General features: G+C 42.1%; 28 protein-coding genes and 1 pseudogene. 2 read left to right on the forward strand and 27 right to left on the reverse strand.

Annotated elements, in window-relative coordinates; all coding sequences use genetic code 11:
* Positions 1-193 (forward strand): transposase (locus HMPREF9957_RS0101975; protein WP_000112344.1); only part of this gene is annotated, 193 nt, incomplete at its 5' end.
* An 81-nt stretch (positions 194-274) separates the two neighbouring features.
* Here HMPREF9957_RS0101975 and HMPREF9957_RS02795 read toward each other — a convergent pair.
* From HMPREF9957_RS02795 to budA, 7 genes are all read right to left on the reverse strand, one after another.
* Complete coding sequence (locus tag HMPREF9957_RS02795; RefSeq protein ID WP_000737948.1) at positions 275-1,345, reverse strand: ABC transporter substrate-binding protein; 1,071 nt, start codon at positions 1,343-1,345, stop codon at positions 275-277.
* A complete protein-coding gene (locus tag HMPREF9957_RS02800; protein ID WP_000712740.1) occupies positions 1,342-2,115 on the reverse strand; it encodes an ABC transporter permease in 774 nt (257 codons plus the stop codon). Before HMPREF9957_RS02800 ends, HMPREF9957_RS02795 begins: the two co-directional genes overlap by 4 nt.
* Positions 2,112-2,918 carry an ABC transporter permease gene (locus HMPREF9957_RS02805; RefSeq protein WP_000753801.1) on the reverse strand — a complete coding sequence of 269 codons (807 nt, stop codon included), beginning with the start codon at positions 2,916-2,918 and terminating at the stop codon, positions 2,112-2,114. The genes HMPREF9957_RS02800 and HMPREF9957_RS02805 overlap by 4 nt, the downstream gene beginning before the upstream one ends.
* The gene (locus tag HMPREF9957_RS02810; protein ID WP_000742895.1) at positions 2,899-4,056 is read right to left on the reverse strand and encodes an ABC transporter ATP-binding protein; all 1,158 of its coding nucleotides are present in this window, start codon (positions 4,054-4,056) and stop codon (positions 2,899-2,901) included. Before HMPREF9957_RS02810 ends, HMPREF9957_RS02805 begins: the two co-directional genes overlap by 20 nt.
* 159 nt (positions 4,057-4,215) lie before the next feature.
* Entirely contained in the window at positions 4,216-5,121 is a 906-nt protein-coding gene (murB, locus tag HMPREF9957_RS02815) for a UDP-N-acetylmuramate dehydrogenase (protein WP_000116174.1), read from the reverse strand.
* Positions 5,122-5,236: 115 nt separating this feature from the next.
* On the reverse strand, positions 5,237-5,989 hold the full coding sequence (locus tag HMPREF9957_RS02820) for a YhfC family intramembrane metalloprotease (RefSeq protein ID WP_000152245.1): 753 nt from the start codon (positions 5,987-5,989) through the stop codon (positions 5,237-5,239).
* Between the two features lie 9 nt (positions 5,990-5,998).
* Positions 5,999-6,730, reverse strand: a complete 732-nt coding sequence (gene budA, locus HMPREF9957_RS02825) for an acetolactate decarboxylase (RefSeq protein WP_000360314.1) — start codon at positions 6,728-6,730, stop codon at positions 5,999-6,001.
* A 141-nt stretch (positions 6,731-6,871) separates the two neighbouring features.
* Here budA and HMPREF9957_RS02830 point away from each other — a divergent pair, with 141 nt between their 5' ends.
* Positions 6,872-8,143 (forward strand): aminotransferase-like domain-containing protein, encoded by a 1,272-nt coding sequence (locus tag HMPREF9957_RS02830; protein WP_000744844.1) that lies wholly within the window; start codon positions 6,872-6,874, stop codon positions 8,141-8,143.
* Between the two features lie 20 nt (positions 8,144-8,163).
* On the opposite strand, the gene HMPREF9957_RS02835 is transcribed toward HMPREF9957_RS02830, so the two are convergent.
* The 20 genes and pseudogenes from HMPREF9957_RS02835 to HMPREF9957_RS13275 all read right to left on the reverse strand — a co-directional run.
* A complete protein-coding gene (locus HMPREF9957_RS02835) occupies positions 8,164-8,979 on the reverse strand; it encodes an ABC transporter substrate-binding protein (protein WP_000837378.1) in 816 nt (271 codons plus the stop codon).
* A 157-nt stretch (positions 8,980-9,136) separates the two neighbouring features.
* The gene (gene phoU / locus HMPREF9957_RS02840) at positions 9,137-9,790 is read right to left on the reverse strand and encodes a phosphate signaling complex protein PhoU (RefSeq protein ID WP_000946458.1); all 654 of its coding nucleotides are present in this window, start codon (positions 9,788-9,790) and stop codon (positions 9,137-9,139) included.
* Positions 9,791-9,801: 11 nt separating this feature from the next.
* Positions 9,802-10,560, reverse strand: a complete 759-nt coding sequence (gene pstB, locus HMPREF9957_RS02845; protein ID WP_000133482.1) for a phosphate ABC transporter ATP-binding protein PstB — start codon at positions 10,558-10,560, stop codon at positions 9,802-9,804.
* A 12-nt stretch (positions 10,561-10,572) separates the two neighbouring features.
* A complete protein-coding gene (gene pstB, locus HMPREF9957_RS02850) occupies positions 10,573-11,376 on the reverse strand; it encodes a phosphate ABC transporter ATP-binding protein PstB (protein WP_000049848.1) in 804 nt (267 codons plus the stop codon).
* A gap of 10 nt (positions 11,377-11,386) precedes the next feature.
* A complete protein-coding gene (gene pstA, locus HMPREF9957_RS02855; RefSeq protein WP_000543046.1) occupies positions 11,387-12,271 on the reverse strand; it encodes a phosphate ABC transporter permease PstA in 885 nt (294 codons plus the stop codon).
* Entirely contained in the window at positions 12,261-13,178 is a 918-nt protein-coding gene (gene pstC, locus HMPREF9957_RS02860) for a phosphate ABC transporter permease subunit PstC (protein ID WP_001070901.1), read from the reverse strand. Before pstC ends, pstA begins: the two co-directional genes overlap by 11 nt.
* Positions 13,178-14,056: a phosphate ABC transporter substrate-binding protein PstS family protein gene (locus HMPREF9957_RS02865; protein WP_000746330.1), complete on the reverse strand. Its 879-nt coding sequence runs from the start codon at positions 14,054-14,056 to the stop codon at positions 13,178-13,180. The genes pstC and HMPREF9957_RS02865 overlap by 1 nt, the downstream gene beginning before the upstream one ends.
* 324 nt (positions 14,057-14,380) lie before the next feature.
* Complete coding sequence (locus HMPREF9957_RS02870) at positions 14,381-15,685, reverse strand: RsmF rRNA methyltransferase first C-terminal domain-containing protein (RefSeq protein ID WP_001160250.1); 1,305 nt, start codon at positions 15,683-15,685, stop codon at positions 14,381-14,383.
* Positions 15,686-16,459 (reverse strand): inositol monophosphatase family protein, encoded by a 774-nt coding sequence (locus HMPREF9957_RS02875; protein WP_000444051.1) that lies wholly within the window; start codon positions 16,457-16,459, stop codon positions 15,686-15,688.
* Positions 16,449-16,727: a UPF0223 family protein gene (locus HMPREF9957_RS02880; RefSeq protein WP_001041979.1), complete on the reverse strand. Its 279-nt coding sequence runs from the start codon at positions 16,725-16,727 to the stop codon at positions 16,449-16,451. Before HMPREF9957_RS02880 ends, HMPREF9957_RS02875 begins: the two co-directional genes overlap by 11 nt.
* Positions 16,727-17,128: a Spx/MgsR family RNA polymerase-binding regulatory protein gene (locus HMPREF9957_RS02885; protein WP_000631257.1), complete on the reverse strand. Its 402-nt coding sequence runs from the start codon at positions 17,126-17,128 to the stop codon at positions 16,727-16,729. Before HMPREF9957_RS02885 ends, HMPREF9957_RS02880 begins: the two co-directional genes overlap by 1 nt.
* A gap of 209 nt (positions 17,129-17,337) precedes the next feature.
* The gene (locus tag HMPREF9957_RS02890) at positions 17,338-17,955 is read right to left on the reverse strand and encodes a TIGR01906 family membrane protein (protein ID WP_000850619.1); all 618 of its coding nucleotides are present in this window, start codon (positions 17,953-17,955) and stop codon (positions 17,338-17,340) included.
* On the reverse strand, positions 17,945-18,718 hold the full coding sequence (locus HMPREF9957_RS02895; RefSeq protein ID WP_000875446.1) for a TIGR01457 family HAD-type hydrolase: 774 nt from the start codon (positions 18,716-18,718) through the stop codon (positions 17,945-17,947). The genes HMPREF9957_RS02890 and HMPREF9957_RS02895 overlap by 11 nt, the downstream gene beginning before the upstream one ends.
* Positions 18,719-18,728: 10 nt before the next feature.
* Positions 18,729-19,466, reverse strand: coding sequence for an acyl-[acyl-carrier-protein] thioesterase (locus tag HMPREF9957_RS02900; protein WP_004241889.1), 738 nt, complete (start codon positions 19,464-19,466; stop codon positions 18,729-18,731).
* Between the two features lie 4 nt (positions 19,467-19,470).
* Complete coding sequence (gene hemW / locus HMPREF9957_RS02905) at positions 19,471-20,601, reverse strand: radical SAM family heme chaperone HemW (protein ID WP_001170083.1); 1,131 nt, start codon at positions 20,599-20,601, stop codon at positions 19,471-19,473.
* A 256-nt stretch (positions 20,602-20,857) separates the two neighbouring features.
* A complete protein-coding gene (locus tag HMPREF9957_RS02910; RefSeq protein WP_000795081.1) occupies positions 20,858-21,505 on the reverse strand; it encodes an HNH endonuclease family protein in 648 nt (215 codons plus the stop codon).
* A 72-nt stretch (positions 21,506-21,577) separates the two neighbouring features.
* On the reverse strand, positions 21,578-21,859 hold the full coding sequence (locus HMPREF9957_RS0101980; protein WP_000230663.1) for a hypothetical protein: 282 nt from the start codon (positions 21,857-21,859) through the stop codon (positions 21,578-21,580).
* A gap of 148 nt (positions 21,860-22,007) precedes the next feature.
* Positions 22,008-23,189, reverse strand: a complete 1,182-nt coding sequence (locus HMPREF9957_RS02915; RefSeq protein ID WP_000805072.1) for an LPXTG cell wall anchor domain-containing protein — start codon at positions 23,187-23,189, stop codon at positions 22,008-22,010.
* 54 nt (positions 23,190-23,243) lie between these two features.
* Positions 23,244-23,699, reverse strand: a pseudogene (locus HMPREF9957_RS13725) (MiiA motif-containing surface protein); the annotation flags it as partial.
* On the reverse strand, positions 23,675-24,205 hold a 531-nt coding region (locus HMPREF9957_RS13275; RefSeq protein ID WP_025170678.1), incomplete at its 5' end, for a MiiA motif-containing surface protein. The gene HMPREF9957_RS13275 and the pseudogene HMPREF9957_RS13725, both read right to left, overlap by 25 nt.

The following is a 24,205-nucleotide window of genomic DNA, read 5'->3' on the forward strand; positions in this document are numbered from 1 at the left end:
GGATAATGAGAAAATAGTCAACGCTCTTCAATTACCCTATTCTAACGCCAAATTGGAGGCGACTAATAATCTCATTAAACTTATCAAGCGAAATGCCTTTGGTTTTCGGAACTTTGAAAACTTCAAAAAACGGATTTTTATCGCTCTCAACATCAAAAAAGAAAGGACAAATTTCGTCCTTTCTAGATCTTAGCTTTTCATCAACCCACTACAGTTGACAAAGAGCCTTAAAAAACGAACCAGCTTGACTGATTCGTTTCGTAACTGCTAACTTCTACTTCCGATACATTTTAAACTGTAGGAAGAGGTCGCTATATTTTCCTGTCCATTTATGGTCAAATTTCTCATAAACTTCTAGGTGTTTCATAGTTTCAGCATCAGGATAGAAGGCTTTGTCTTCTTTTTTCTCCTCTGGGAGTAATTCCTTAGCTGGTAGGTTTGGTGTTGAATAGCCGACATACTCTGCATTTTTAAGAGCATTTTCGGGTTTCAACATAAAGTTGATAAAGGCATAAGCTGCGTCTTGGTTTTTGACTGTTTTTGGAATGACCATATTATCAAACCAAAGGTTGCTGGCCTCTGTCGGTACCACATAGCGTAGATTTTCATTTTTTTCTAGCATTTGGCTGGCTTCCCCAGAGAAGGTCACACCGATTGCAGCGTTATTCTGAATCATGTAACCCTTCATTTCGTCCGCAACGATAGCCTTGATATTTGGAGTGAGCTTGTAAAGCTTATCCACTGTCTCTTCCAACTGCTGGGAATCCTTGGAGTTGAGGCTGTATCCGAGGGAGTTAAGCCCCAGTCCCAGTACCTCACGCGCCCCATCAAAAAGCATGATAGAGTTCTTATACTCTGGCTTCCAAAGGTCATCCCAATGTTCAGGCGCTTCATCGACCATGGTTTCATTGTAGACAATTCCTAATGTTCCCCAGAAGTAAGGGATAGAGAATTTATTACCTGGGTCAAAGGACTGGTTGAGGAACTCTGGTCCGATATTTTCAAGACCTTCAAGTTTTGAATAATCAAGCGGTACCAAGAGGTCTTCATCCTTCATCTTGTTAATCATGTATTCACTAGGAATGGCAATATCGTAGGTCGTTCCACCCTGCTTGATTTTGGTATACATGGCTTCGTTGGAGTCAAAGGTCTCGTACTGGACTTGGATTCCTGTTTCTTCAGTGAAATGCTCCAAGAGTTCTGGATCGATATAGTCTCCCCAGTTGTAGATAACCAATTTTTGACTATCTCGGCTATTGATTTTACTGTCTAGATGCGTCGCAATTCCCCACAAGACCAGGATAATGGCTACAATTCCTGCTAAAAATGAATAGAGTTTTTTCATGCTTGCTCCTCCTTCTCACGTGAGATAAAGTAATATCCAACCACCAGGATAATACTAAAAAGAAAGACAAGGGCAGACAGGGCATTGATTTCTAGCGAAATCCCCTTACGAGCACGAGAGTAAATCTCGACTGACAGGGTTGAAAAGCCATTTCCCGTTACAAAGAAGGTCACGGCAAAGTCATCCAGCGAATAGGTGAAGGCCATAAAATAACCTGCAATGATAGACGGTGTCAGGTAAGGAAGCATGATTTCCTTGAACATCTGAAATTGACTAGCACCAAGGTCATAGGCTGCATGAATCATGTCACCGTTCATTTCCTTGAGACGAGGCAAGACCATCAAGACCACGATAGGAATGGAGAAGGCCACGTGACTAGAAAGAACGGTCAAAAAGCCAAGTGAAAACTTGAGTTGGGTAAAGAGAATCAAGAAGCTGGCACCAATCATAACGTCAGGCGCAACCATGAGGATATTATTGAGTGATAGAAAGGCTTCTTGGTATTTCTTACGAGACTGGTAGATGTAAATGGCACCAAAAGTCCCGATAATGGTCGCAATCAAGGCTGACAGGAAGGCCAAGAAAAAGGTCTGAGTCACAATTAGCATAAGGCGACCATCACCAAACATGGTTTTAAAATGGCTCAAGCTAAAGCCTGTAAAGCTATTCATATCGTTTCCTGCATTAAAGGCGTAGCCAATCAAGTAAAAGATTGGCAGGTAAAGGACAAGAAAGACCAGTCCCAGATAAAGGTTGGCAAATTTTTTCATCGTTCTCTCCTTTCCTTGGTCACCCACATGGTGATGAACATGGTCAGGATGAGAATCACACCAATGGTAGAACCCATACCGTAGTTGTCATTGGTCAGGAAGTTCTGCTCAATGGCTGTCCCCAAGGTGATAACGCGGTTCCCACCAATCAAACGGGTCAGCATGAAGAGACTCAAACTTGGGATAAAGACAGACTGGACCCCACTTCTCACTCCGTTCATAGACAGAGGGAAGATGACATGACGGAAAGTCTCCCACTTGGTCGCACCTAGGTCATAGCTGGCATTGATGAGATTGTTATCCATATCGTCCAAGACATTGAAAATCGGCAAAATCATAAATGGTAGCTCGATGTAGCTTGCGACAAAGATAAAGGAGAAATCGGTAAAGAGCAACTGCTGTGAACCGATTCCGATAAATTCCAAGAATTGGTTAATAGAGCCATTTTGACCAAAAATCCCGATAAAGGCATAGGCTTTAAGGAGCAAATTTATCCAAGTTGGCAGAATAATCAGCATGAGCCAGAGTTGACGGTGCTTGAGACGAGTCAAAAAGAGGGCTGTTGGATAGCTGATAAGCAAGGTCACAAAAGTCACAATTCCTGCATAGAGTACAGAGTTGAAACTCATTTTAAGGTAGGTCAAGTTTTGTGACGCAAAGTAAGATTTATAGTTTTCTAAGCTAAACTGGCCTTCAATGTTGAAAAAGGATTGACCGAAAATCAAGACCAAGGGTGCTAGGACAAAAAGGGCAATCCAGAGCATGTAGGGCACTACAAAGAGTTTAGAGCTTGTTTTCTTCATCTCTTTCCTCCTCGATTGCATTGATCAGACCTGCTTCTTGCTCTTCAATTTCTACGTACTCCTCAATACGAGCATCGAACTCTTCTTCGGTTTCGTTGAGACGCATGATATGGATGTCTTCCGGTTCAAAGTCCAGACCGATTTCCTCACCCACAATGGCCTTGCGAGTCGAGTGGATCATCCATTCATTTCCAAGTTCGTCATAGGCGATAATTTCATAGTGAACTCCACGGAAGAGCTGGGTATCGACCTTAACTTGGAGCTTGCCTTCTTCAGGAAGGGTAATACGCAAGTCCTCTGGACGAATCACGACCTCAACAGGTTCATTCGGCTTCATCCCCCCATCAACTGCTTCGAAGCGTTTGCCGTTAAACTCAACCAAGTAGTCCTCAATCATGGTACCTGGCAAAATATTTGACTCGCCGATAAAGGTGGCAACAAAGTGATTGATTGGCTCATCGTAGATGTCCACAGGTGTTCCAGACTGAACGATTTCCCCATCATTCATAACAAAAATCCAGTCACTCATGGCAAGGGCTTCTTCCTGATCGTGAGTAACAAAGACAAAGGTAATGCCCAATCGTTGTTGCAGTTCACGCAGTTCGTACTGCATGTCTGTTCTTAATTTCAAGTCCAGCGCTGACAGAGGCTCGTCCAACAAAACCACACGGGGTTGGTTGATGATGGCACGGGCAATAGCCACACGCTGACGTTGTCCTCCAGAGAGTTTACGAATGGAACGTTTTTCATAACCTTCCAACTGAACCATCTTGAGAACTTCCGCTACGCGTTTCTCGATTTCTTTCTTGTCAATTTTACGCAAGCGGAGTGGAAAGGCAACATTTTCAAACACATTCATATGTGGAAACAAGGCATAGGATTGGAAGACCGTATGGACGTCTCGCTTGTTGGTTGGGATGTCATTGATACGGACACCATCCAGCAAAATATCTCCTGTCGTCGCATCCAGTAAACCTGCAATGATGTTAAGGATAGTTGATTTCCCTGAACCAGACGCGCCTAGAAGAGTATAGAACTTCCCTTCTTCCAACTCAAAGTTGATATCTTTGAGAACCTTGGTGTTGCTGTCTTCAAAAACTTTAGAGACGTTTTTGAATTCAATAATTGGTTTTTTCAATTGTCATTTATTCCTTCTTTTTCATAGATTAACAGATCAGGGCTCTGTCAGGCCGCCACTACCTCGTGTAGGAGATTAAACTGCCTACATTCTTCTGCACTAACGATAGGCTTTCACCCCCTTTCCATGATATAGCAGCAGCTTCTCAACTACAGCTTCCTACTTGCTTTCACCTAAAATACGGACTTCTCTCTCAAGAGTAACGCCAGAGTGTTCCTTGACTTTTTCAATCACAGACTCAATCAAGTCTTCGTAGTCTTTGGCCGTTCCATCTGCGACATTGATCATAAATCCTGCGTGCTTTTCAGACACTTCAACACCACCGATACGATAGCCTTTCAAACCAGCTTCTGAAATTAATTGACCTGCAAAATGCCCGACTGGACGCTTAAAGACCGAGCCACAAGATGGGTATTCCAAAGGTTGCTTGAGTTCACGTAGGTGCGTCAAGCGGTCCATTTCCTGCTTGATAACCTGATGGGTTCCTGGGGCTAGGGCAAATTTAGCTGACAAGACAATTGCACCAGACTCCTGAATGGCTGAATGGCGGTAACCAAAAGCCAGATCCTTAGCAGACAGAGTCTCGATTTCTCCATCTTTGGTCAAGACCTTACAAGACTGCAAGATGTGGGCAATCTCGCCACCATAGGCACCTGCATTCATGAAAACAGCTCCACCGACGCTCCCTGGAATGCCACAAGCAAACTCAAAACCAGTCAAGCTATGACGAAGGGCAATGCGAGTTGTTTCAATCAAGTTAGCCCCTGCTTCAGCTTCGATGGTATAGCCATCAACGGAAACATTATTGAGCTTGTCACACAAGATGACAAATCCACGAATTCCTCCATCACGAACGATGATGTTGCTGGCATTTCCAAGAACCATCCAAGGGATATTTTCTTGATTGGCAAATTTCACAACGCGCGCCAACTCAAAACGATTTCGTGGGAAGACCAGATAATCAGCCTCTCCACCTACTTTTGTATAACTATAGCTATGCAAGGGTTCCTTAAAACGGATATCAATTCCTTCTAAGATTTCAAGCATTTTTTCTCTTACAGACATGTCACTCTTCCTTTTACAAAATTCATCCCATTATACCATTTTTAAGACCATTTGACGACCATAAAAAAACCTTGTTTGGATTTTGCATAAGAAAAAGAGGTTTCCCCCTCTTTTCTTATGATTTCTTGCAAAAGATTGCCTTGGTTCCATAGGCAACCAGAACGAGCTCAAGTGCTAGGACAACTTCCACCAAGACTGGATTGGTCAACCAGCCAACTTGGACTAGAGATGGTGCCAAGTCAAAGAAGGCATGTAGGCCATAGGCCGCTAGGAGATAAGTCCATTTCTTCTGGCGAACAGCTTGGTAAACCCAAACTGTCAACAGCAATTGGAATCCTAAAGCCAAAATCCGTTCAAAACCAAGCAAATAAATCTGCCAGACAGATAGTGACTGAATAGTTTTCAACATATTTTCAGACAGTAATTTCATAACCTGTGGATCCTGAGTTTGAACTGCTGAAAGCACGATGTAGAGATTGATCAAACTGGTGATACCGAGGAAAATCAATTCCAAGCCACCATGCCCCAGTCCATAGGCCAAGGCATCTGCCTTTTCCAAACTTCTCTTTTTCTCCAACCATTTGAAGAAAATAAGACGAGCAGTTTCCTCAAAAAATGCTGCCATGGCTAGGCCATAGATGATATAGACAAGCGGATGATCTTGCAAGAGGGCAATACTGCCGTCTTTTTGAGGGTGCAAAACCAAGATATGCACCAGTTTTTCTAAAATCTGTGAAGAGACAAAGAAGGCAACAGCCCCCAAGCCCAAGACAGCTAGATTGATCTGGTATTTCTTTTTGGCATACCAAATGCTTCCTAGCAAGAAAGCTAGCAAAAGCACCGTGGTAATGATAATATGAATGGTCATTTTCTTCTCCTATTCTGCCTTTTCAATATCTTTTTTCATCTCATCAACATTGAACTTGGCAAACAAGTATTGACGATCTTGGACTGGGAAACGTTGGTCCAACTGGTCAACTGCTCCCACCTCAATAATGCCTTCCTTGATGACAAAGTCCATGACATGTCCACCAAAAGTCAAATCATCTGAGATGAAGTGCAAATGGTAGCCTGCTACACTAACCCCATGGAAAATTTCTGGGGTCCAGAAACCAACGATAGTCCCTGCCACATTGTCGCGACTATATTCAGGCTGATGGGTCGCAACCTCAGCAAACTTAGTATCTGGGGTCGACTTGGGAATCATGCGCACATGCATATGCGAAAATTCCCCGCGAATCTTAATCGAACGGAAAAGATTTTCCCCGTCATAATATGACTCGATTCGTTCTTCCAATTCCTTATCTGTCATCTCAAAGCGCTGGCGGAAAATAACCTCTGCCTGATGCGGTACCACTGCTGCGTAAGGAATAAGGGCATCTGGTGACACTTCTACAATTTCTGGTTGCTCTCCTGAACCTTTGGCCTGATAAGCCTTGCCATCCAAGACAATCAATTCTCCATCAATGGAATCCAAGGTTCCCAAACCAAGGTCACCATGCTCTAGCAATTCTCCTACTGTCATGGTACCACCATAAAGGCCTGCCATCAAGGCTCCAAGGGTATTGTATTGAAATAATTTCACTGGTTCCTGCACGTTCTTATCCATTCACTTTCTTATCTGTTATTCTATAAATGTTACTCCTAAGTATACCACATTTGCCCCTAGATGTGAACGAGAGAAACACTCTAGACATTGCCAAGAAGGAAAAAAAAGGGTACAATGTAACAAAATCAAGGGAGGTCTGGAATGAAGAAACAAAGCAAGTACCAAGAGGTCGTAGCTTATCTGAAAAATAGTATCGAGTCTGGACGATTTCCGACGGGTAGTCGCCTACCTTCTATCCGTCAACTGAGCCTTGACTTTCACTGTAGCAAGGATACTGTCCAACGAGCCCTGTTGGAATTACGGCACGAACAATACCTCTATGCCAAGCCCCAGAGTGGTTATTATGTCCTAGAACAAGGGCAACACCAGGATCTAGAAATCGAAGTCACTGATGAACATGCCAGTGCCTATGACGATTTCCGACTCTGTATCAATGAAACCTTGATTGGCCGAGAAAACTACCTCTTCAACTACTATGACAACCAAGAAGGATTAGAAGACTTAAGACAATCCATTCATAAACTCCTCTTTGATCAAGCTCTCTACTGCAAGGCTGATCAACTGGTACTGACTTCTGGAACCCAACAAGCCTTATTTATCCTCTCTCAAATTTCCTTCCCTAGCCAAGCCAAGGAAATCTTGGTGGAACAGCCAACCTACCATCGGATGAATCGTCTCTTGATTGCTCAAGGTCTGGACTATCAAACGATTGAACGAGGCATTGATGGGATTGACTTGGAAGAGCTGGAAGGCCACTTCAAAACAGGAAAAATTAAGTTTTTCTACACCATTCCTCGTTTTCACTATCCTCTGGGGCATTCCTATTCAGAGCAGGACAAACGGGCTATTCTTGACTTAGCTGCCAAGTATGGTGTCTATATCGTAGAGGACGACTATTTGGGGGATTTGGACTCCAAGAAGGGCCAGACCTTCCACTATCTGGATACAGAGGAGCGGGTCATTTACATCAAGTCCTTCTCAACCAGCCTCTTTCCAGCCCTGCGGATAACAGCACTCATTCTGCCAAATGCTATCAAAGATGCCTTTGTGGCCTACAAAAATATCCTAGACTACGACAGCAATCTCATCATGCAGAAGGCCCTTTCACTCTATATTGACAGTCAACTGTTTGAGAAAAATCGTCTAGCTCGATTGTCCAATCAGGAAGACTACCAAAAACAACTCGAGGAAAGATTAGCTAACACTCCTTGCCCCCTTCCTCATTTCCCTCTACATGATAGTTTATTGCTTGATCTCAGACGATACCCTAAAATTGCCAGTCTCAAGCACAGCCAACTGGGCTTGGATTTCTTTGAAGAGGCATACTTGGATGCCTGCCCTTATCAATTTGCCAAGGTGCCCCTAGAAAATTTGGAAAATGTTTTAAACTATTTAAAAGCAGAATTGGACTGACTTCCAACTCTGCTTTTTTCTTATTGTTCAACTTCTGTTAGGCTGGCTGCTTTTTCAAGATAACTTTGGTAAGTTCCTTCATCCTTGAGTTTTTGAATGACCTTGTCCACCACTTCTTTCAAATCAGCACTATTTTTTCTAAGGGCAACTGCATTGGCTTCGCCGTCCTTCATCTTCAAGCTGACAGTTGCGACAGCTAAGTCGGCGTTTTTAGCAGCATAGCTAAGCGCAACAGGCTCATCCATGTGAACAGCATCTACTTTTCCAGCCTGCAATTCATTGACTGCTTCACCCATATTGGTTAGGGAAGTCAATTGAGCTTTCGGCAATTGTTCCTTGACCATAGCTTCTGGAACAGTCCCTTTTTGGGCTGCAATATTGGCACTTTCTAGACTAGTTAGATCCTTGTATTTTTCTACATCAGCCTTACGAACCAAGAAACTAATCTTGTTTTCATAGTAAGGAATTGAAAAATCAAAGACTTCTTTTCTCTCGTCAGTAGCGCTAATTCCCGCAACTGCTAGGTCAGCCTTACCAGTTTGAAGACTGGTCAAGACATTGTCAAAACTCATGCTTGAGATTTCCAACTGAACTCCAAGTTCATCAGCGATAGCTTGCGCCATATCAATATCCGCACCGACTACCTGGTTTTTTCCGTCAACCAAGGATTGGAATTCAAAGGGTGCATAGTCAGGACTGGTCGCCACAACTAATTTTCCCTTTTGCTTAATGGTCTCAACAGCTGACTGAGAACCGTTAGAGCCCGACTGGCAAGCCACTAAGAAGAAGCTTGCAAGAAAACTACATAAAACAAATATCCATTTTTTTGATTTCATAAATAAACAACCTCTCTGTTAATTTTGTATAATTATAACGCTATTCAAGATGCTTGTCAAGTATTTTTTGAATTTTTATCTTAAAAATATTTTTTTCATTCAAGAAAAGGAGCTATCAGTTGATTTCAAGCTCCTTTTTATACAGAATGAATCTATTTTATAGTTCGACAATCTTACCTGTTTCAAAGTAAACAACCCATTCACAGATATTTTTGGCATAGTCTCCAATGCGTTCCAAGAAGGCAATCACTTGGAAATAATCACGACCTGTAACAATGGCATCAGGATTTTTCTTGATTTCTTCTGTAGCCAAGTCACGAATGCTATCAAAATAATGGTTGATTTTTTCATCCATGGCTGCTACTTCATAGGCCTGATCTACTGAACCATTGAGATAGAGTTCAAGGGCTGCTTCAACGAAGTTCTTGACATCGCGACCCATTCTCTTAATTTCTTCTTCAACAGCTGGGATACGTTGCTCCCCTTTCATACGAATTGCCGCCTTGGCAATGGAAACGGCATGGTCCCCCATACGCTCCAAGTCAGATACAGCCTTCAAGACGGTTAGGACTGTACGCAAGTCCTGAGAAACCGGTTGTTGGAGGGCAATCATTTCAAATGATTTCTTCTCCAATTTCACTTCGTATTCGTTTACTTCTGCATCATCTTCGATGACTTCCTTGGCCAAATCACGGTCATGCGTAACAAAGGCACGCACTGTCCGATTGATTTGGGATAGCACTTCTTGTCCCATAGCATAGAACTGGTTGTGCAATTTCTCTAAATCTTCTTCAAATTGAGAACGTAACATCATTTATCTCCTTATCCAAATTTTCCTGAAATATAATCTTCTGTTTCCTTGTGTTGTGGGTTGAGGAACATCTTCTTGGTATCGTTAAACTCAATCAAATCTCCATCAAGGAAAAATCCTGTCTTGTCAGAGATACGAGAGGCTTGTTGCATAGAACGTGTAACCAAGAGCATGGTGTATTTATCTTTTAGACCATACAAGGTTTCCTCAATCTTCCCAGCAGAGATAGGGTCCAAGGCTGAAGTCGGTTCATCCAAGAGAATGATTTTAGGGCTGGTTGCCAAGACCCGGGCAACACAAACACGTTGTTGTTGTCCACCTGAAAGCCCGATAGCTGAATCATGCAGGCGGTCCTTGACCTCATCCCAGATAGAAGCTCGTTGCAAGGCTTTTTCTACCGCTTCATCCAGAATCTGCTTATCCTTCACTCCATTGATACGAAGCCCGTAAACAACATTTTCGTAGATAGACATAGGAAAAGGGTTTGGTTGTTGGAAAACCATGCCGATTTCCTTCCGCAATTCAACTGTATCTGTACGCGGGCTGTAGATGTTGTGACCATTATAAACTACTGAACCAGTTGTGGTCACCTCTGGATTAAGATCCCCCATGCGGTTGATAGCCTTGAGGAGGGTTGACTTCCCTGATCCAGATGGACCGATCAAAGCTGTAATTTCCTTAGGTTGGAAAGATAGGGAAACACTATTCAAGGCCTTCTTTTGATTGTAGTAAACGGACAGGTCTGACACCTGTAAAATCGCTTCTGTCATACTGTTTCCTTTCTATCCAAAGTGTCCTGTTACGTAGTCATTGGTTGACTGTAGTTTGGCATTTTGGAAAATATTAGAGGTCTTATCGTACTCAATCAAGTCGCCCAAGTAGAAAAATCCTGTGTAGTCACTAGCACGCGCAGCCTGCTGCATACTGTGGGTCACGATGATGATGGTAAAGTCCTTCTTCAATTCCAACATCGTTTCTTCCAGCTGGGCTGTCGCAATCGGATCCAAGGCTGACGCAGGTTCATCCATCAAGAGGATATCTGGTTTAACAGAGATAGCACGAGCGATACAGAGACGTTGCTGCTGACCACCTGATAGGGTCAAGGCAGACTTGTGTAAATCGTCCTTGACCTGGTCCCAAAGGGCAGCCTGACGGAGAGAGGTTTCCACAATTTCATCCAAGACTTGCTTGTCCTTAACTCCTGCACGTTCATGGGCAAAAGTGATGTTACGGTAGATAGACTTGGCAAAGGGATTTGGGCGTTGGAAGACCATTCCGATATGCTTACGCATCTCATAGACGTTGATTTCTGGACGGTTGACATCAATCCCTTGGTAGAGGATTTGACCTGTGACCTTGGCAATATCAATGGTATCATTCATACGGTTGAGACTGCGGAGGTAGGTTGATTTTCCTGAACCAGAAGGGCCAATTAAGGCAGTAATTTTATTCTTTTCAAATTGCATATCGATGCCCTTAATAGATTCATTTTTACCGTAGTAAACATGTAAATCCTTAGTTGAGAGGGCCACTTTCTCTTCAGGAAAGGTGATGATATGCTTTTCATCCCAATTATATTTTGACATGGCTTCTCCTTTAGGCAGCGGTTAATTTCTTATGTAGGTAGCTTCCGAGTTTACGGGCTCCAAAGTTAAAAATGAGGATAAAGATAAGGAGCACGGCCGCAGAACCTGCTGATACGATAGTTCCATCTGGAATAGTACCTTCACTATTGACTTTCCAGATATGGACAGCCAAGGTTTCTGCTTGACGGAAGATAGAGATTGGACTGGTCACACTGAGAATATTCCAGTTAGACCAGTCAAGGGCTGGAGCGGATTGTCCTGCTGTATAGATAAGAGCCGCAGCCTCACCAAAGATACGACCAGAAGCTAAGACGACCCCAGTCACAATACCTGGAAGAGCTTCTGGAATGACCACATGAACCACTGTCTCCCAACGAGAAATCCCAAGGGCCAGACCAGCCTCACGTTGCGTATGGTGAACGTGTTTCAAGCTGTCTTCAACATTACGAGTCATCTGAGGTAAGTTAAAGACTGTCAAGGCCAAGGCACCTGAAATGATTGAAAATCCATACTCAAACTGAACTACAAAGATCAAGTAACCAAAGAGACCTACAACCACAGATGGGAGTGAAGACAAGATTTCAATACAGGTTCTGACAAAATTGGTCACAGGACCTTTTTTAGCATATTCAGCTAGGAAAATCCCAGCTCCCATAGACAAGGGCACAGAAATAATCAAGGTAATAACCAGAAGGAAGAAGGAATTATAGAGCTGAATTCCAATCCCTCCGCCTGCTTGGTAAGAAGATGATTTGCCAGTCAAGAAAGACCAAGAGATGTGGGGCAAACCACGAACCAAGATATAAAGAATCAAGGATGCCAAGATGGCAACAATAATTCCTGCAATCGAGTAGAGGACAGCTGTTGCAATTTTATCTAATTTCTTAGCGTGCATAGTTTTTCTTTCCTCTTTCTTTCGTAATCAATTTAATCACACTGTTGAAGGCCAAACTCATCAAAAGCAAGACTAAGGCTAGTGACCAGAGAACGTTATTGTCAACAGTTCCCATAACGGTATTTCCGATACCCATGGTCAAGACAGAGGTCAAGGTTGCAGCAGGTGTTGTCAATGAAGTTGGGACAACGGCTGAGTTTCCGACGACCATCTGAATGGCCAAGGCCTCACCAAAGGCACGCGCCATCCCAAAGACCACTGCTGTAAAAATCCCTGAACGCGCCGCCTTCAAGGTCACGCGCCAGATGGTTTGCCAACGAGTAGCCCCCATAGCCAAACTAGCTTCGCGGTAGTGACGAGGCACCGCACGCAAACTATCGGTTGTCATAAAGGTTACCGTCGGTAAAATCATGACAAAGAGAACGAAAATCCCTGACAAGATCCCAAAACCAGTTCCACCAAAGACACTGCGGACAAAAGGAACTACAACCTGCAAACCAATAAATCCATATACGACTGAAGGAATCCCGACCAGCAATTCAATGGCTGGTTGCAAGATTCTAGCACCTTTTGGTGAGACTTCGGTCATAAAGACAGCTGCTCCAATGGCAAAAGGAGTTGCGATAAGGGCTGATAGGATTGTGACAATAAAGGAACCCAAAATCATAGGAAGGGCACCAAATTGTTTACCTGAAGGATTCCAAGTTTGGCCAAATAGGAAATCAAAGATATTGACCCCATTGATAAAGAAGGTCGACAAACCTTTTTGGGCTACGAAGATCAAAATCATAGCCACAATAATGACAATCAAAGACAGACAGGCAAAGGTCAAGCCTTTTCCAAGTTTCTCTAAACGAGAGTTCTTTGAGGGAGAAAGTAATTTTTTAGCTAATTCTTCTTGATTCATTATTGACTCCCTTCTAGTGCTGTCACCGTTCCTACAGCATCTTTTTCAACTTTCATTTCCTTGACAGAAATATAGCCCATTCCCTTAACGATTCCACTTTGCGCTTCATCTGAGAGGACAAAGTTGAGAAATTCTGCTACCAATTCATTTGGTTGACCTAGGGTGTACATGTGTTCATAAGACCACAAAGGCCAGTTATTGCTTGTAACATTTTCTGCAATCGACTCATAGCCGTTCAATTTCATGCGTTTAACCGAGTCATCCACATAGGCAAAAGCTAGGTAAGAAATGGCTCCTGGTGTCTGGGAAACAATGTTTTTGACCATCCCATTTGAATCCTGTTCTTGACTCTGCACGGCAGATTGACCATCCATGATAACACTATCAAAGGTTGCACGCGAACCAGAACTTGCCGCGCGGTTGATAATGGAAATGGCTAGGTCTTTCCCACCAACCTCTTTCCAGTTGGTTACTTGGCCTGTGAAGATGCTACGGAGTTGTTCAGTTGTCAGATTTTCAACATCAACTTCCTTGTTCACAATCACTGCCAAGCCCGCTACAGCAACCTTATGGTCCACTAGAGCGGATGCATTGATACCGTCTTTTTCCTCGGCAAATACGTCTGAATTTCCTACATCAACGGCTCCAGACTGAACCTGAGACAAACCTGTACCAGATCCTCCACCTTGGACGTTGACTGTTTTTCCAACGTGCATAGAGCCAAATTCATCTGCTGCTGCTTCGACCAAGGGCTGAAGAGCCGTTGAGCCAACAGCTGTCATGGATTCCCCACGATCAATCCAGCTAGCACATCCCGCCAAAGAACCTGCCAGCAAAAGAGCTGCAAGGGATAGAGCGAGTTTTTTCCTTTTTTTCACTGTTTTTCTCCTTGAAAATAATGGTGAATGCTGTGAATTTTTTCAACTATTTATTTATGTTTTTCTTTTGATAATTGGGAGCCAACTAAAGTTCTTATACTCAATGAAAATCAAAGAGCAAACTAGGAAACTAGCCGCAGGCTGTACTTGAGTACGGCAAGGCGACGTTGACGCGGTTTGAAGAGATTTTCGAAGAGTATTAGCTTGGTTTAACTAGAAATTTGCTTAGTTACCTTTCCACCAATTTTGACTTAAAATGAAAGACAATTTGAAAAAAATCCATACTTCCACTATAACATAGACAAGCTACTTTGACTAGCATTTTCACTTGAATCTGAGGCCTTTAGGAAAATAATTTTTCAAAACATTTCCAGTCACCTTAGCAAAGCCCAAACCATTGCCTTGAACCAAAACTTGGTACCAACCATTTGGCATACTTTCCGCCAGCTGAACGGTTTCTCCAGCCACATACTTTACAAACGCTTCTTGGTCAATTTCAACTGACTGCTTGACCTGACTCGGTTTCAAGGCTAGACCAAGAGCGAAACTGGGTTCAAAGCGTTTCTTCTTAAAAGTACCCAAATGCAGACCATTCCGAGCAATCTTGAGTTTTCCTAAATCTGGCAAGAGTTCTGGCAAGAGATAAAGCTGGTCTCCAAAAGTCTGCAAGATACCCGGTAGATTGACCTTCAAATGTTTTTGGGCAAATTCCTGCCACAAGATAACTTGTTCACGACTGAGATTGCTCTTACTTGCCTTAAATTTAGGGGCGGGATGTTCACCTTTAAATTGCAAATGGGCTACAAATTGCCCCTCTCCCTTAAAATGATGAGGATACATCCGAGCCGTTTCTGGCAGGTCAATACCAGCTACCATTCCATTGATATGTTCAACTGGCAGCAAGTCAAAATCATACTCTTCCAGTAGCCAATTGACAATCTCCTCGTTTTCCTCGGGAGCCCAGGTACAGGTTGAATAAACCAAGCGACCACCTTCAGCTAGCATGGTTACTGCATCTTCCAGAATTTCTCTTTGCAAACTTGCACATTGACTCGGATAATCTAAGCTCCAATAGTCCATAGCATCTGGTTGCTTACGGAACATCCCTTCCCCTGAGCAAGGGGCATCAAGGACAATGAGGTCAAAATAGCCCTTAAAAACCTTGGCCAAGCGGTCAGCAGATTCATTGGTCACCACGACATTTGTCGCTCCAAAGCGCTCCATGTTTTCTACTAAAATCTTGGCCCGTTTGCTTGAAATTTCATTGGAAACGAGAAGACCCTCCCCTGCTAGATAGGCTGCTAGCTGAGTTGATTTACCACCTGGAGCAGCGGCCAAATCCAAGACCTTCATCCCAGGACTGGGCTTGGCTACCTGAGCCACCATCTGAGCAGCGGGTTCTTGCGAATAAACTAAACCAGTAGCATGCTCAGGCGATTTCCCTGAAACCTTCCCATAATGTCCCCAAGGGGTTTGCGGAATGGCATCAGGAAAGGAAACTGGCGCTTCTTTTAAAGGATTGACCCGAAAGGCCGAAACCGCTTCCTCCTCAAAAGAGGCAAGAAAATCTCTTGCCTCATCTCCTAGTATCTCTTCATATTTTTCAACAAATCCTTCTGGAAATTGCATTTAAGTTCTTTTCCTTTCGTAAATATAGGACTGAATTTCCTCCAGCATCTCAAGAGGCACCATCATGACCGGTTGTCTGGTTTGAAAATCAAGCGGTTGACCAGATAGGGTTACCACCCGATAGCCCAGACTTTCCCCTAAAATACTAGCCGCAGCATAATCCCATGGTTGCAGATAGGTGACATAGGTCAATAAATGCCCTGACAAAATCTTGGCAAAACTAATGGCCGCACTCCCATAGACACGTACACCGAGGACCGCTCGACCCAAATCAGCCAGCCCCCATTCGTTGGTTTCCAACATACCACTATTCCCTGCAATGAGAAAAGCTCCAAGCGGTTTTGCTTTAAAGGGAGCTAGGGGCTTATCATTTCGACAGACTGGAAACTTACCACCACCGTGGTAACAATCCCCTTTGACCACATCATAAATCAAACCAAACTGTCCCTGACCATTTTCAAAATAAGCCACCATAACAGCAAAATCTTCCTGCTGGGCGACAAAGTTATTGGTACCATCAATGGGATCAATGACCCAAACCTTGCCCTCTTGAACCGAGGCTCGCAGACAACCTTCTTCAGCGCAAATCTTATCCTCAGGATAACGGGACAAAATCTCACCAACCAAGAGCTCCTGAACTTCCTTGTCCAGTCTGGTCACTAAATCTGTTGGAGAGGACTTGGTCTCAACGCACAAGTCTTCCTGCATGTGGTCAAGAATATACTGACCCACCTTCTTAACAAGCTCTTTAGCAAATTCAAATTTACTTTCCAAGAGAAATCTTTCCTTCCCCTTTTTCCTTGGCAGCCTGAACTGCTCGGTAAAGCGAATAGCCACTCACCGTTTCAAATTCTCGTCCCAAACGTTTCTCTTCGCTCTTACTTGGCACGACAGACTTGAAACCCTTATAGGAATCCAGCAGCTTTTTAGCCTCTACCTTGCCTTCATATGCAGCTTCAACATCATTAAAAAAAGAAAGCACTGAAGCAAGTTCTTCAGTGCTCCACGACAAATCTAGTGGGTAACTATACTGTTTGTTCATTAACTAATACCAGCTCTCATTCTTGCTTCTTTTAGTTCTTGCTTACGGTAACTACGAGGGAGAAAAGCACGAATCTCATCTTCATTAAAACCGATTTGCATACGTTTGGCATCGATAATAATTGGACGACGCAAAAGACTAGGGTACTGCTCAATCAAATGAAGCAATTCCGATACCGAAATACTTTCTACATCAATATCTAATTTTTGAAAAATTTTTGAACGAGTTGAAATGATGTCATCAGTACCATTTTCGGTCAAGGAAAGGATGTGTTGCAATTCTTTTCTTGTTAAAGGACTGGTCATAATATTGTGTTCTACAAAGGGAACCTTATGTTTTTCTAACCAGGCCTTCGCCTTACGACATGATGTACAGCTCGGTGATAGAAATAGTGTAATCATGCTTTTCTCTTCTTATCTATACTTTGCTACTTCTATTATACAAAAAAATAAAGCGCTTGACTAGGGATTTTTAGAAAAAAAGCCTATTTTTTCAAGAAAAATAGACTGTTTGCGAACGATTGACACAATTGGATTTGATTAATTCATTCTTAACGATAGCTTTAAATCACATGCATTTTTATATATACAAATTAAAAACAGCTTTCAATTCACTTCCTACGACTTTTCAGATACAGATAGCCAAAGAAGCTTTCATAGAGGGCGAAAAAGAGGAGGAAGGCATGGAGGAAAAAGGTCTCTGGCAAAATCAGAATAACAGGATCCTTGGCTGGATCAAAGAGCCAAGTATCATCTCCCACAAAGAGAATTTGATGGAAAAGAGTAAAGAATTGGTCAAAACCAATCAAAACTCCCCCAAGTCCAATCAGTAAAGGCAAGACCACTAGAGCCAGAAGCCCTTTACTAAATAGAGACAAGAAGCCCTTTTTCACAATCCCTTTGACAAAAAAATAGAAACTTGGCAGTGTCACTAGAGCTACTAGCTGAACCAAGTGAAAGAAATTCTTGACCACTGCGAAATGGTGCAGACCAGCTGCTGACGAACGAAAATCTGGCATCTCTAGAACCTGACTAAAAGGATTGGTCAGGTAATCCATCAAGATATGAAAATTGTATTGAATGGTTTCTGGTTTTAGATAAACTCGATTCGTTAAGTTCAGCCACTGAATTTCCAGCGGATAAAAAATCCAAGCCAGATAAATAGTCAGAAGGATTGAGAGGGAGAGGAGAAAGAGCATAGAGCCCCAAAAGGTCAGTTTAGTTTTCATCAAAGTTCCACTCCGCAAGGCTAGAAACCACATGAGTCGGTGCGATTGGTAGGTCTGCCACTTCTTCTGCCTTGGTAAAACCTGTCGTCACCAAGAGCGTTGGAATGCCATTGTCAATCCCTGCTCGAATATCAGTCAAGTAATTGTCCCCAACCATGATTAATTCTTCACGTTGCAAACCTAAGTGCTCAACCGCCTTATCCATAATGATGGCATTTGGTTTCCCGATATAAACAGGCTTCACTCGTGTTGCCACTTCAAGAAGGGTAATCAGTGAACCAGCACCAGGCAAAAGACCACGCTCTGTCGGGATGTTGAGGTCAGGGTTGGTTCCGATAAAGTAGGCACCCTTTTGAATAGCTAGAGTTGCTGTGGCAAATTTTTCATAGTCTACTTGCCAGTCCAGGCCTACTACCACATAGGCAGGATTTTCCTTATCTTCCACATAACCAGCCGCCTTGATGGCTTCCTTGAGCCCTGCTTCTCCGATGACATAGACGGTCTTTTCCAGTCCCAAGTCATTCATATAGTCGATGGTTGCCAAAGTCGCTGTGTAGACAGTCGATAGGGGCGTATCGATATTAAAATTCTGAGCCAACATCTCCTGAACACTCTCAGGAGTACGGGTTGTATTGTTGGTCACAAAAAGATAAGGAATGTCCCGCTTTTGCAATTCATGGACAAAAGCCTCTCCTGCTGGGATTCTGTCTTTCCCCTTATAAATGGTTCCGTCTAAATCAATTAAATAGCCTTTATATTTCATCTATTTATCCCTAATCCTTTTTTATTTCTTGCCAAGTGATGATTGCTTGGGCATTGGTAGCTCCGTCGCTTGTGATCTCATGCTTGCTTTCCAGTCCAGTCCGTTCAACAGCCGATGTAATCACCCCACCTGGTCGAACTTCCTTGACATACTTGAGGTTGATTTTCTTGGGAATATACTGGGTCAAAAAGTCAGCTCCCATGACTTCAAAAATCCAGTCCAAGTATTTACTGTTATTGACATGACCATTCATATCCAAATCGTAAAAACGGACATGGTAATCCTTGCTGACTGGTTCGTTCAATGACTCATACTTTGGGCCGCGGATAAGTTTTTTATCAAAATCAGACTGATACGGAGCCACAATCTCAGGTTCGACAGCATGGACTTTTCGACTGTCTCGGTCCATGAGAACAAAGGTCGCCATCATATGGATAAGCTCCTGCCCCGCTTCATCATAAATGGTAAAGCGACGGTAGCAAAAGAGTCGATTGTAGCTCAGGGCTTCCGTTTCGATGGTAATTTCTTCCGCAAAACGAGGCAAACGAACCACCTCAATATCATAGTCTGTGATAATCCAGACCAGATTATAGTCTTCCAAAATGGCCTTATCACTAACTCCTAATTCAATCGACTGCATCCCTGAAACTTGCAGGGATAGCAAAATCACATCTGGAAGCTTGATATGACCGTTCATATCAGCCATATCAAAAGGAATTTTCATGTTCATTTGATAAGTTAAGCCCATCATTCTACTCCAAAATAAATCGTTCTGCTACGGTGTCTCCTAAAAAGAGACCTCTTTTTGTCATGCGCACGCGATCACCGTCTATTTGCATGAGACCTTGTTGAACCAAATCTCTGACAATTTCTCCATAGAGCCCATCAAAAGACCGTCCAAATTTTTCCTCAAATCGCGCCATAGATACCCCTGATTTCTTGCGAAGCCCCAGGAACATTTCTTCTTCCATCTGCTCTTTTTGACTCAGGTGCTCTTCTGTAATACGAGCATTGCCTTCCTCAACTGCACTGAGATAATGACGAATGGGACCATGGTTTTTATAGCGCACTCCGTTGACATAGCCGGATGCCCCAGCACCGATGCCATAGTATTCAGCATTGTCCCAGTACATGAGATTGTGACGACTTTCAAAACCGGGTTTGGAGAAATTAGAAATCTCATAATGCTCAAAACCTGCTCGCTCCAGCTCTGCGATGATATACTCAAACATCTCCGCTTCCAGTTCCTCTTTAGGCAGAGGCAATTTCCCTCGTCGCATACGGTTCATAAAGACCGTATGATTTTCCAAAATCAAGCTATACAAACTCATATGGGGAATATCCAGTCCAATGGCCTTAGCCACATTTTCCTTGACCTGCTCCATGGTCTGACCAGGCAGTGCATAAATCAAGTCGATAGAGATATTGTCAAAACCAGCCAGTTTCAAGCGGTCGATATTTTCATAAATATCCTTCTCCAAATGACTGCGCCCAATTTTTTTCAGCATCTTGTCGTCAAAGGTCTGCACACCTAGTGAAACACGATTGACAGCCGAGTTTTTCAAAACGGCTATCTTATCCGCATCCAAATCGCCCGGATTGGCTTCAATGGTCAACTCTTCCAAGGCAGACAAGTCTAAGTTTTTAGTCAATCCATCCAATAATACCTCCAGTTGCGGAGCTGATAGGGCTGTTGGTGTCCCACCACCGATGTAGAGGGTTCTCAACTTTTGAATATCATAAGAACGAAACTCTTCTAACAGATGCTCCAAATAGCTATCTACTGGCTGATTCTTGATGAAAACCTTTGAAAAGTCACAATAATAACAAATCTGGGTACAAAATGGGATATGCACATAGGCTGACGTTGGTTTTTTCTGCATAATAATTATTATACCACAAAAGCGAACAATACTTAGAATTCCGTTTAACAAAATCCTAGCATTGTTCGCTTTCATCCTATGCACTTATTTTAGAGGAAACAGTAGATTAAAAAGAGGGAACCCCCCTCTTCATTGACTCTATACAATCTGCAAAGGTAAAACCTCATTAGATTATATGAAAGATATGGATTTTATAAAAGATAAGAAAAATAAAAGTTAAAATCTATAGGCAATTTAATACCAATTAACACCTATTCTATCCTTGGGAATCTATAAATTCATGTAATTTATCTTGCAATAATTTTCCTCTATCTTTTATAAAGATATCATATATAGATTTATTTATTTCCTTCTCGCGCTCACATATATCTTTTTTTGAAATATGCACTTTATCTATTTTAAATATATCATTAATTTTTAAATATTTTTCCTCACAAGTTAAACTTTTCTTCTTTTTAGCAAATGATCCATTACTAATCTTTCGATTTGTTTCTTCTGTTAACAAAGTCAGATTACCGATTCTATTTTTCAACTTAGAATTTTTTTTATTAAATTTATTGAAGTACTGATTTTGAGGAATAATATGTTCGATTTCCCATATCGAATCTTTATTAAATTTATATTTTTTTAAAAGAGTATTGATATTACTTTCAGAATCAAACAAAGAAAGACATATAAGAATGAATCTTGTAAACTTTCTATGCTTACTATAAAAATTGGAGATATTTGGAGAAACATAGTATTCATAGATAGTATAATGCCTTTTCACATAATTTATAAGATAATCAGTTAATTCATCAACATTTTCTAAACTAGGATTCTCTTCTTGATTTTTTCCTTTTAAATCTACAATTATGGATTTATCAAACATTAAGTTTAAATAATCATCATAATTATTTTTCATACTTACAGTGTCTCCCTTTCAAAATCTCTTTTACTTTTAGTGTATCAGCTCGGAAATGTTAACTAATAAATCCTATGATGTTGTATCTAAATAAATTTCCCAACCGCTATCCCTGATAATAATCATATCATTTTCGAAATCCACAACTATTGTATCACTAAAACTTAATGGAGGATTATCTCCAAATCGCACTCTAAGGCTATGTACATCCCAGTTTATCAATAAGGCACCATTGTAATATCTCACATTAACACGTCCTGTAGTCCTCCTATTATCACGTTCAAGACTATAATTCCAATACCAATTTGGTCTGTCTATTTCACTCAAAATATCTCTTAATCTATATTCAACCATATCAAACCTTCTCCTTTACGCATTGTTTAAAGCGCTTACATTTATTCTAAAGAAAGGCGGATAGAAAGTAGCTTTTAAAGCTCTTTCTATCCGTTACTTCCTTCAAGAATTAACACTAACTGTTTTCAGTTCAATTTAATGACTCATCTTAATTATTTCGTGTTTCTTCTTCATCGTCTTTCTTCTTTTTAGCAAATAGCAAACCAAATGCTCCAAGAAGAGAGAGAGCTCCTAATGCACCGGTAGCACGGTCTTCTTGTGTACCCGTATTTGGCAATACTGCTTGTGGTTGAGAAACTGATGGATTAGTTTCTGACACTTCATTCGGCAATTGAGCAGGTACTTCAACTGTTTGACTTGGTTGTTCAGTCGGCTGAGTAGCTGGTACCTCAGCAGGGGTAGCAGTATCTGGTCTAGGATTCGTATCGTCAGATGGTGTAGTTGGGCTTTGTTGACCGTCACCTGTTGTCCCTATCCCTTCTGTGTATTCTGGTACTTCAACTATAGGTGGCACAATTGTTATTAGCTCGGTTCCTGGAATCACATGACTGATGCCGGTCGTTGGATCGGTCACTGTCGCTGTGCCGTCGTCTCCTACTGTTACTTCCTTACCTGGGTTCTTCGCTTTGACTTTGTCTACCACTTGTTTTTTCTCTTCTGGAGTTAAGTGGGATTTGTCTTTGACTGGAACTTTTTCGGTTGGTTTCACTGGTTCAAAGTCTTGGTTCACTAAGTCGCTTCCTGGAATTGTGTGACTGATTCCTGTTGTTGGATCTGTCACTGTCGCTGTGCCGTCGTCTCCTACTGTTACTTCCTTACCTGGGTTCTTCGCTTTGACTTTGTCTGCCACTTGTTTTTTCTCTTCTGGAGTTAAGTGCGCTTTGTCTTTCACTGGAACTTTTTCGGTTGGTTTCACTGGTTCGAAGTCTTGGTTCACTAGGTCTGTTCCTGGAATGGTATGACTGATTCCTGTTGTTGGATCGGTAACTGTTGCGGTGCCGTCATCTCCTACCGTTACTTCCTTACCTGGGTTCTTATCTTTGACTTTGTCTGCCACTTGTTTTTTCTCTTCTGGAGTTAAGTGGGCTTTGTCTTTGACTGGAACTTTTTCATCTGGTTTCACTGGTTCGAAGTCTTGGTTCACTAAGTCTGTTCCTGGAATTGTATGACTGATTCCTGTTGTTGGATCTGTCACTGTTGCTGTGCCGTCGTCTCCTACTGTTACTTCCTTACCTGGGTTCTTATCTTTGACTTTATCTGCCACTTGTTTCTTCTCTTCTGAAGTTAAGTGGGCTTTGTCTTTGACTGGAACTTTTTCAGTTGGTTTCACTGGGGTGAAGTCTTCAACTACTGTCTTATCTGGTGTTAACGTTGCGGTTGTTCCATCGTTAAACGTTACGGTTGCTGTTCCGTTTTCTGATACTACTACTGTCTTAGCGTTTGGATTAACTTTCTTGATCTCTGCTTCAACTTTGCCTTTGTCTTCCTCTGTTAACGATGAAGTGTTCTTAACTGGTGTCTTAGCTGGATCTACTAATCCATTTGATTGTGCTTCAACTACTGTCTTATCTGGTGTTAACGTTGCGGTTGTTCCATCGTTAAACGTTACGGTTGCTGTTCCGTTTTCTGATACTACTACTGTCTTAGCGTTTGGATTAACTTTCTTGATCTCTGCTTCAACTTTGCCTTTGTCTTCCTCTGTTAACGATGAAGTGTTCTTAACTGGTGTCTTAGCTGGATCTACTAATCCATTTGATTGTGCTTCAACTACTGTCTTATCTGGTGTTAACGTTGCGGTTGTTCCATCGTTAAACGTTACGGTTGCTGTTCCGTTTCTGATACTACTACTGTCTTAGCGTTTGGATTAACTTTCTTGATCTCTGCTTCAACTTTGCCTTTGTCTTCCTCTGTTAACGATGAAGTGTTCTTAACTGGTGTCTTAGCTGGATCTACTAATCCATTTGATTGTGCTTCAACTACTGTCTTATCTGGTGTTAACGTTGCGGTTGTTCCATCGTTAAACGTTACGGTTGCTGTTCCGTTTTCTGATACTACTACTGTCTTAGCGTTTGGATTAACTTTCTTGATCTCTGCTTCAACTTTGCCTTTGTCTTCCTCTGTTAACGATGAAGTGTTCTTAACTGGTGTCTTAGCTGGATCTACTAATCCATTTGATTGTGCTTCAACTACTGTCTTATCTGGTGTTAACGTTGCGGTTGTTCCATCGTTAAACGTTACGGTTGCTGTTCCGTTTTCTGATACTACTACTGTCTTAGCGTTTGGATTAACTTTCTTGATCTCTGCTTCAACTTTGCCTTTGTCTTCCTCTGTTAACGATGAAGTGTT

Source organism: Streptococcus mitis SK1080, from assembly GCF_000220085.1.
Taxonomy (GTDB): domain Bacteria; phylum Bacillota; class Bacilli; order Lactobacillales; family Streptococcaceae; genus Streptococcus; species Streptococcus mitis_K.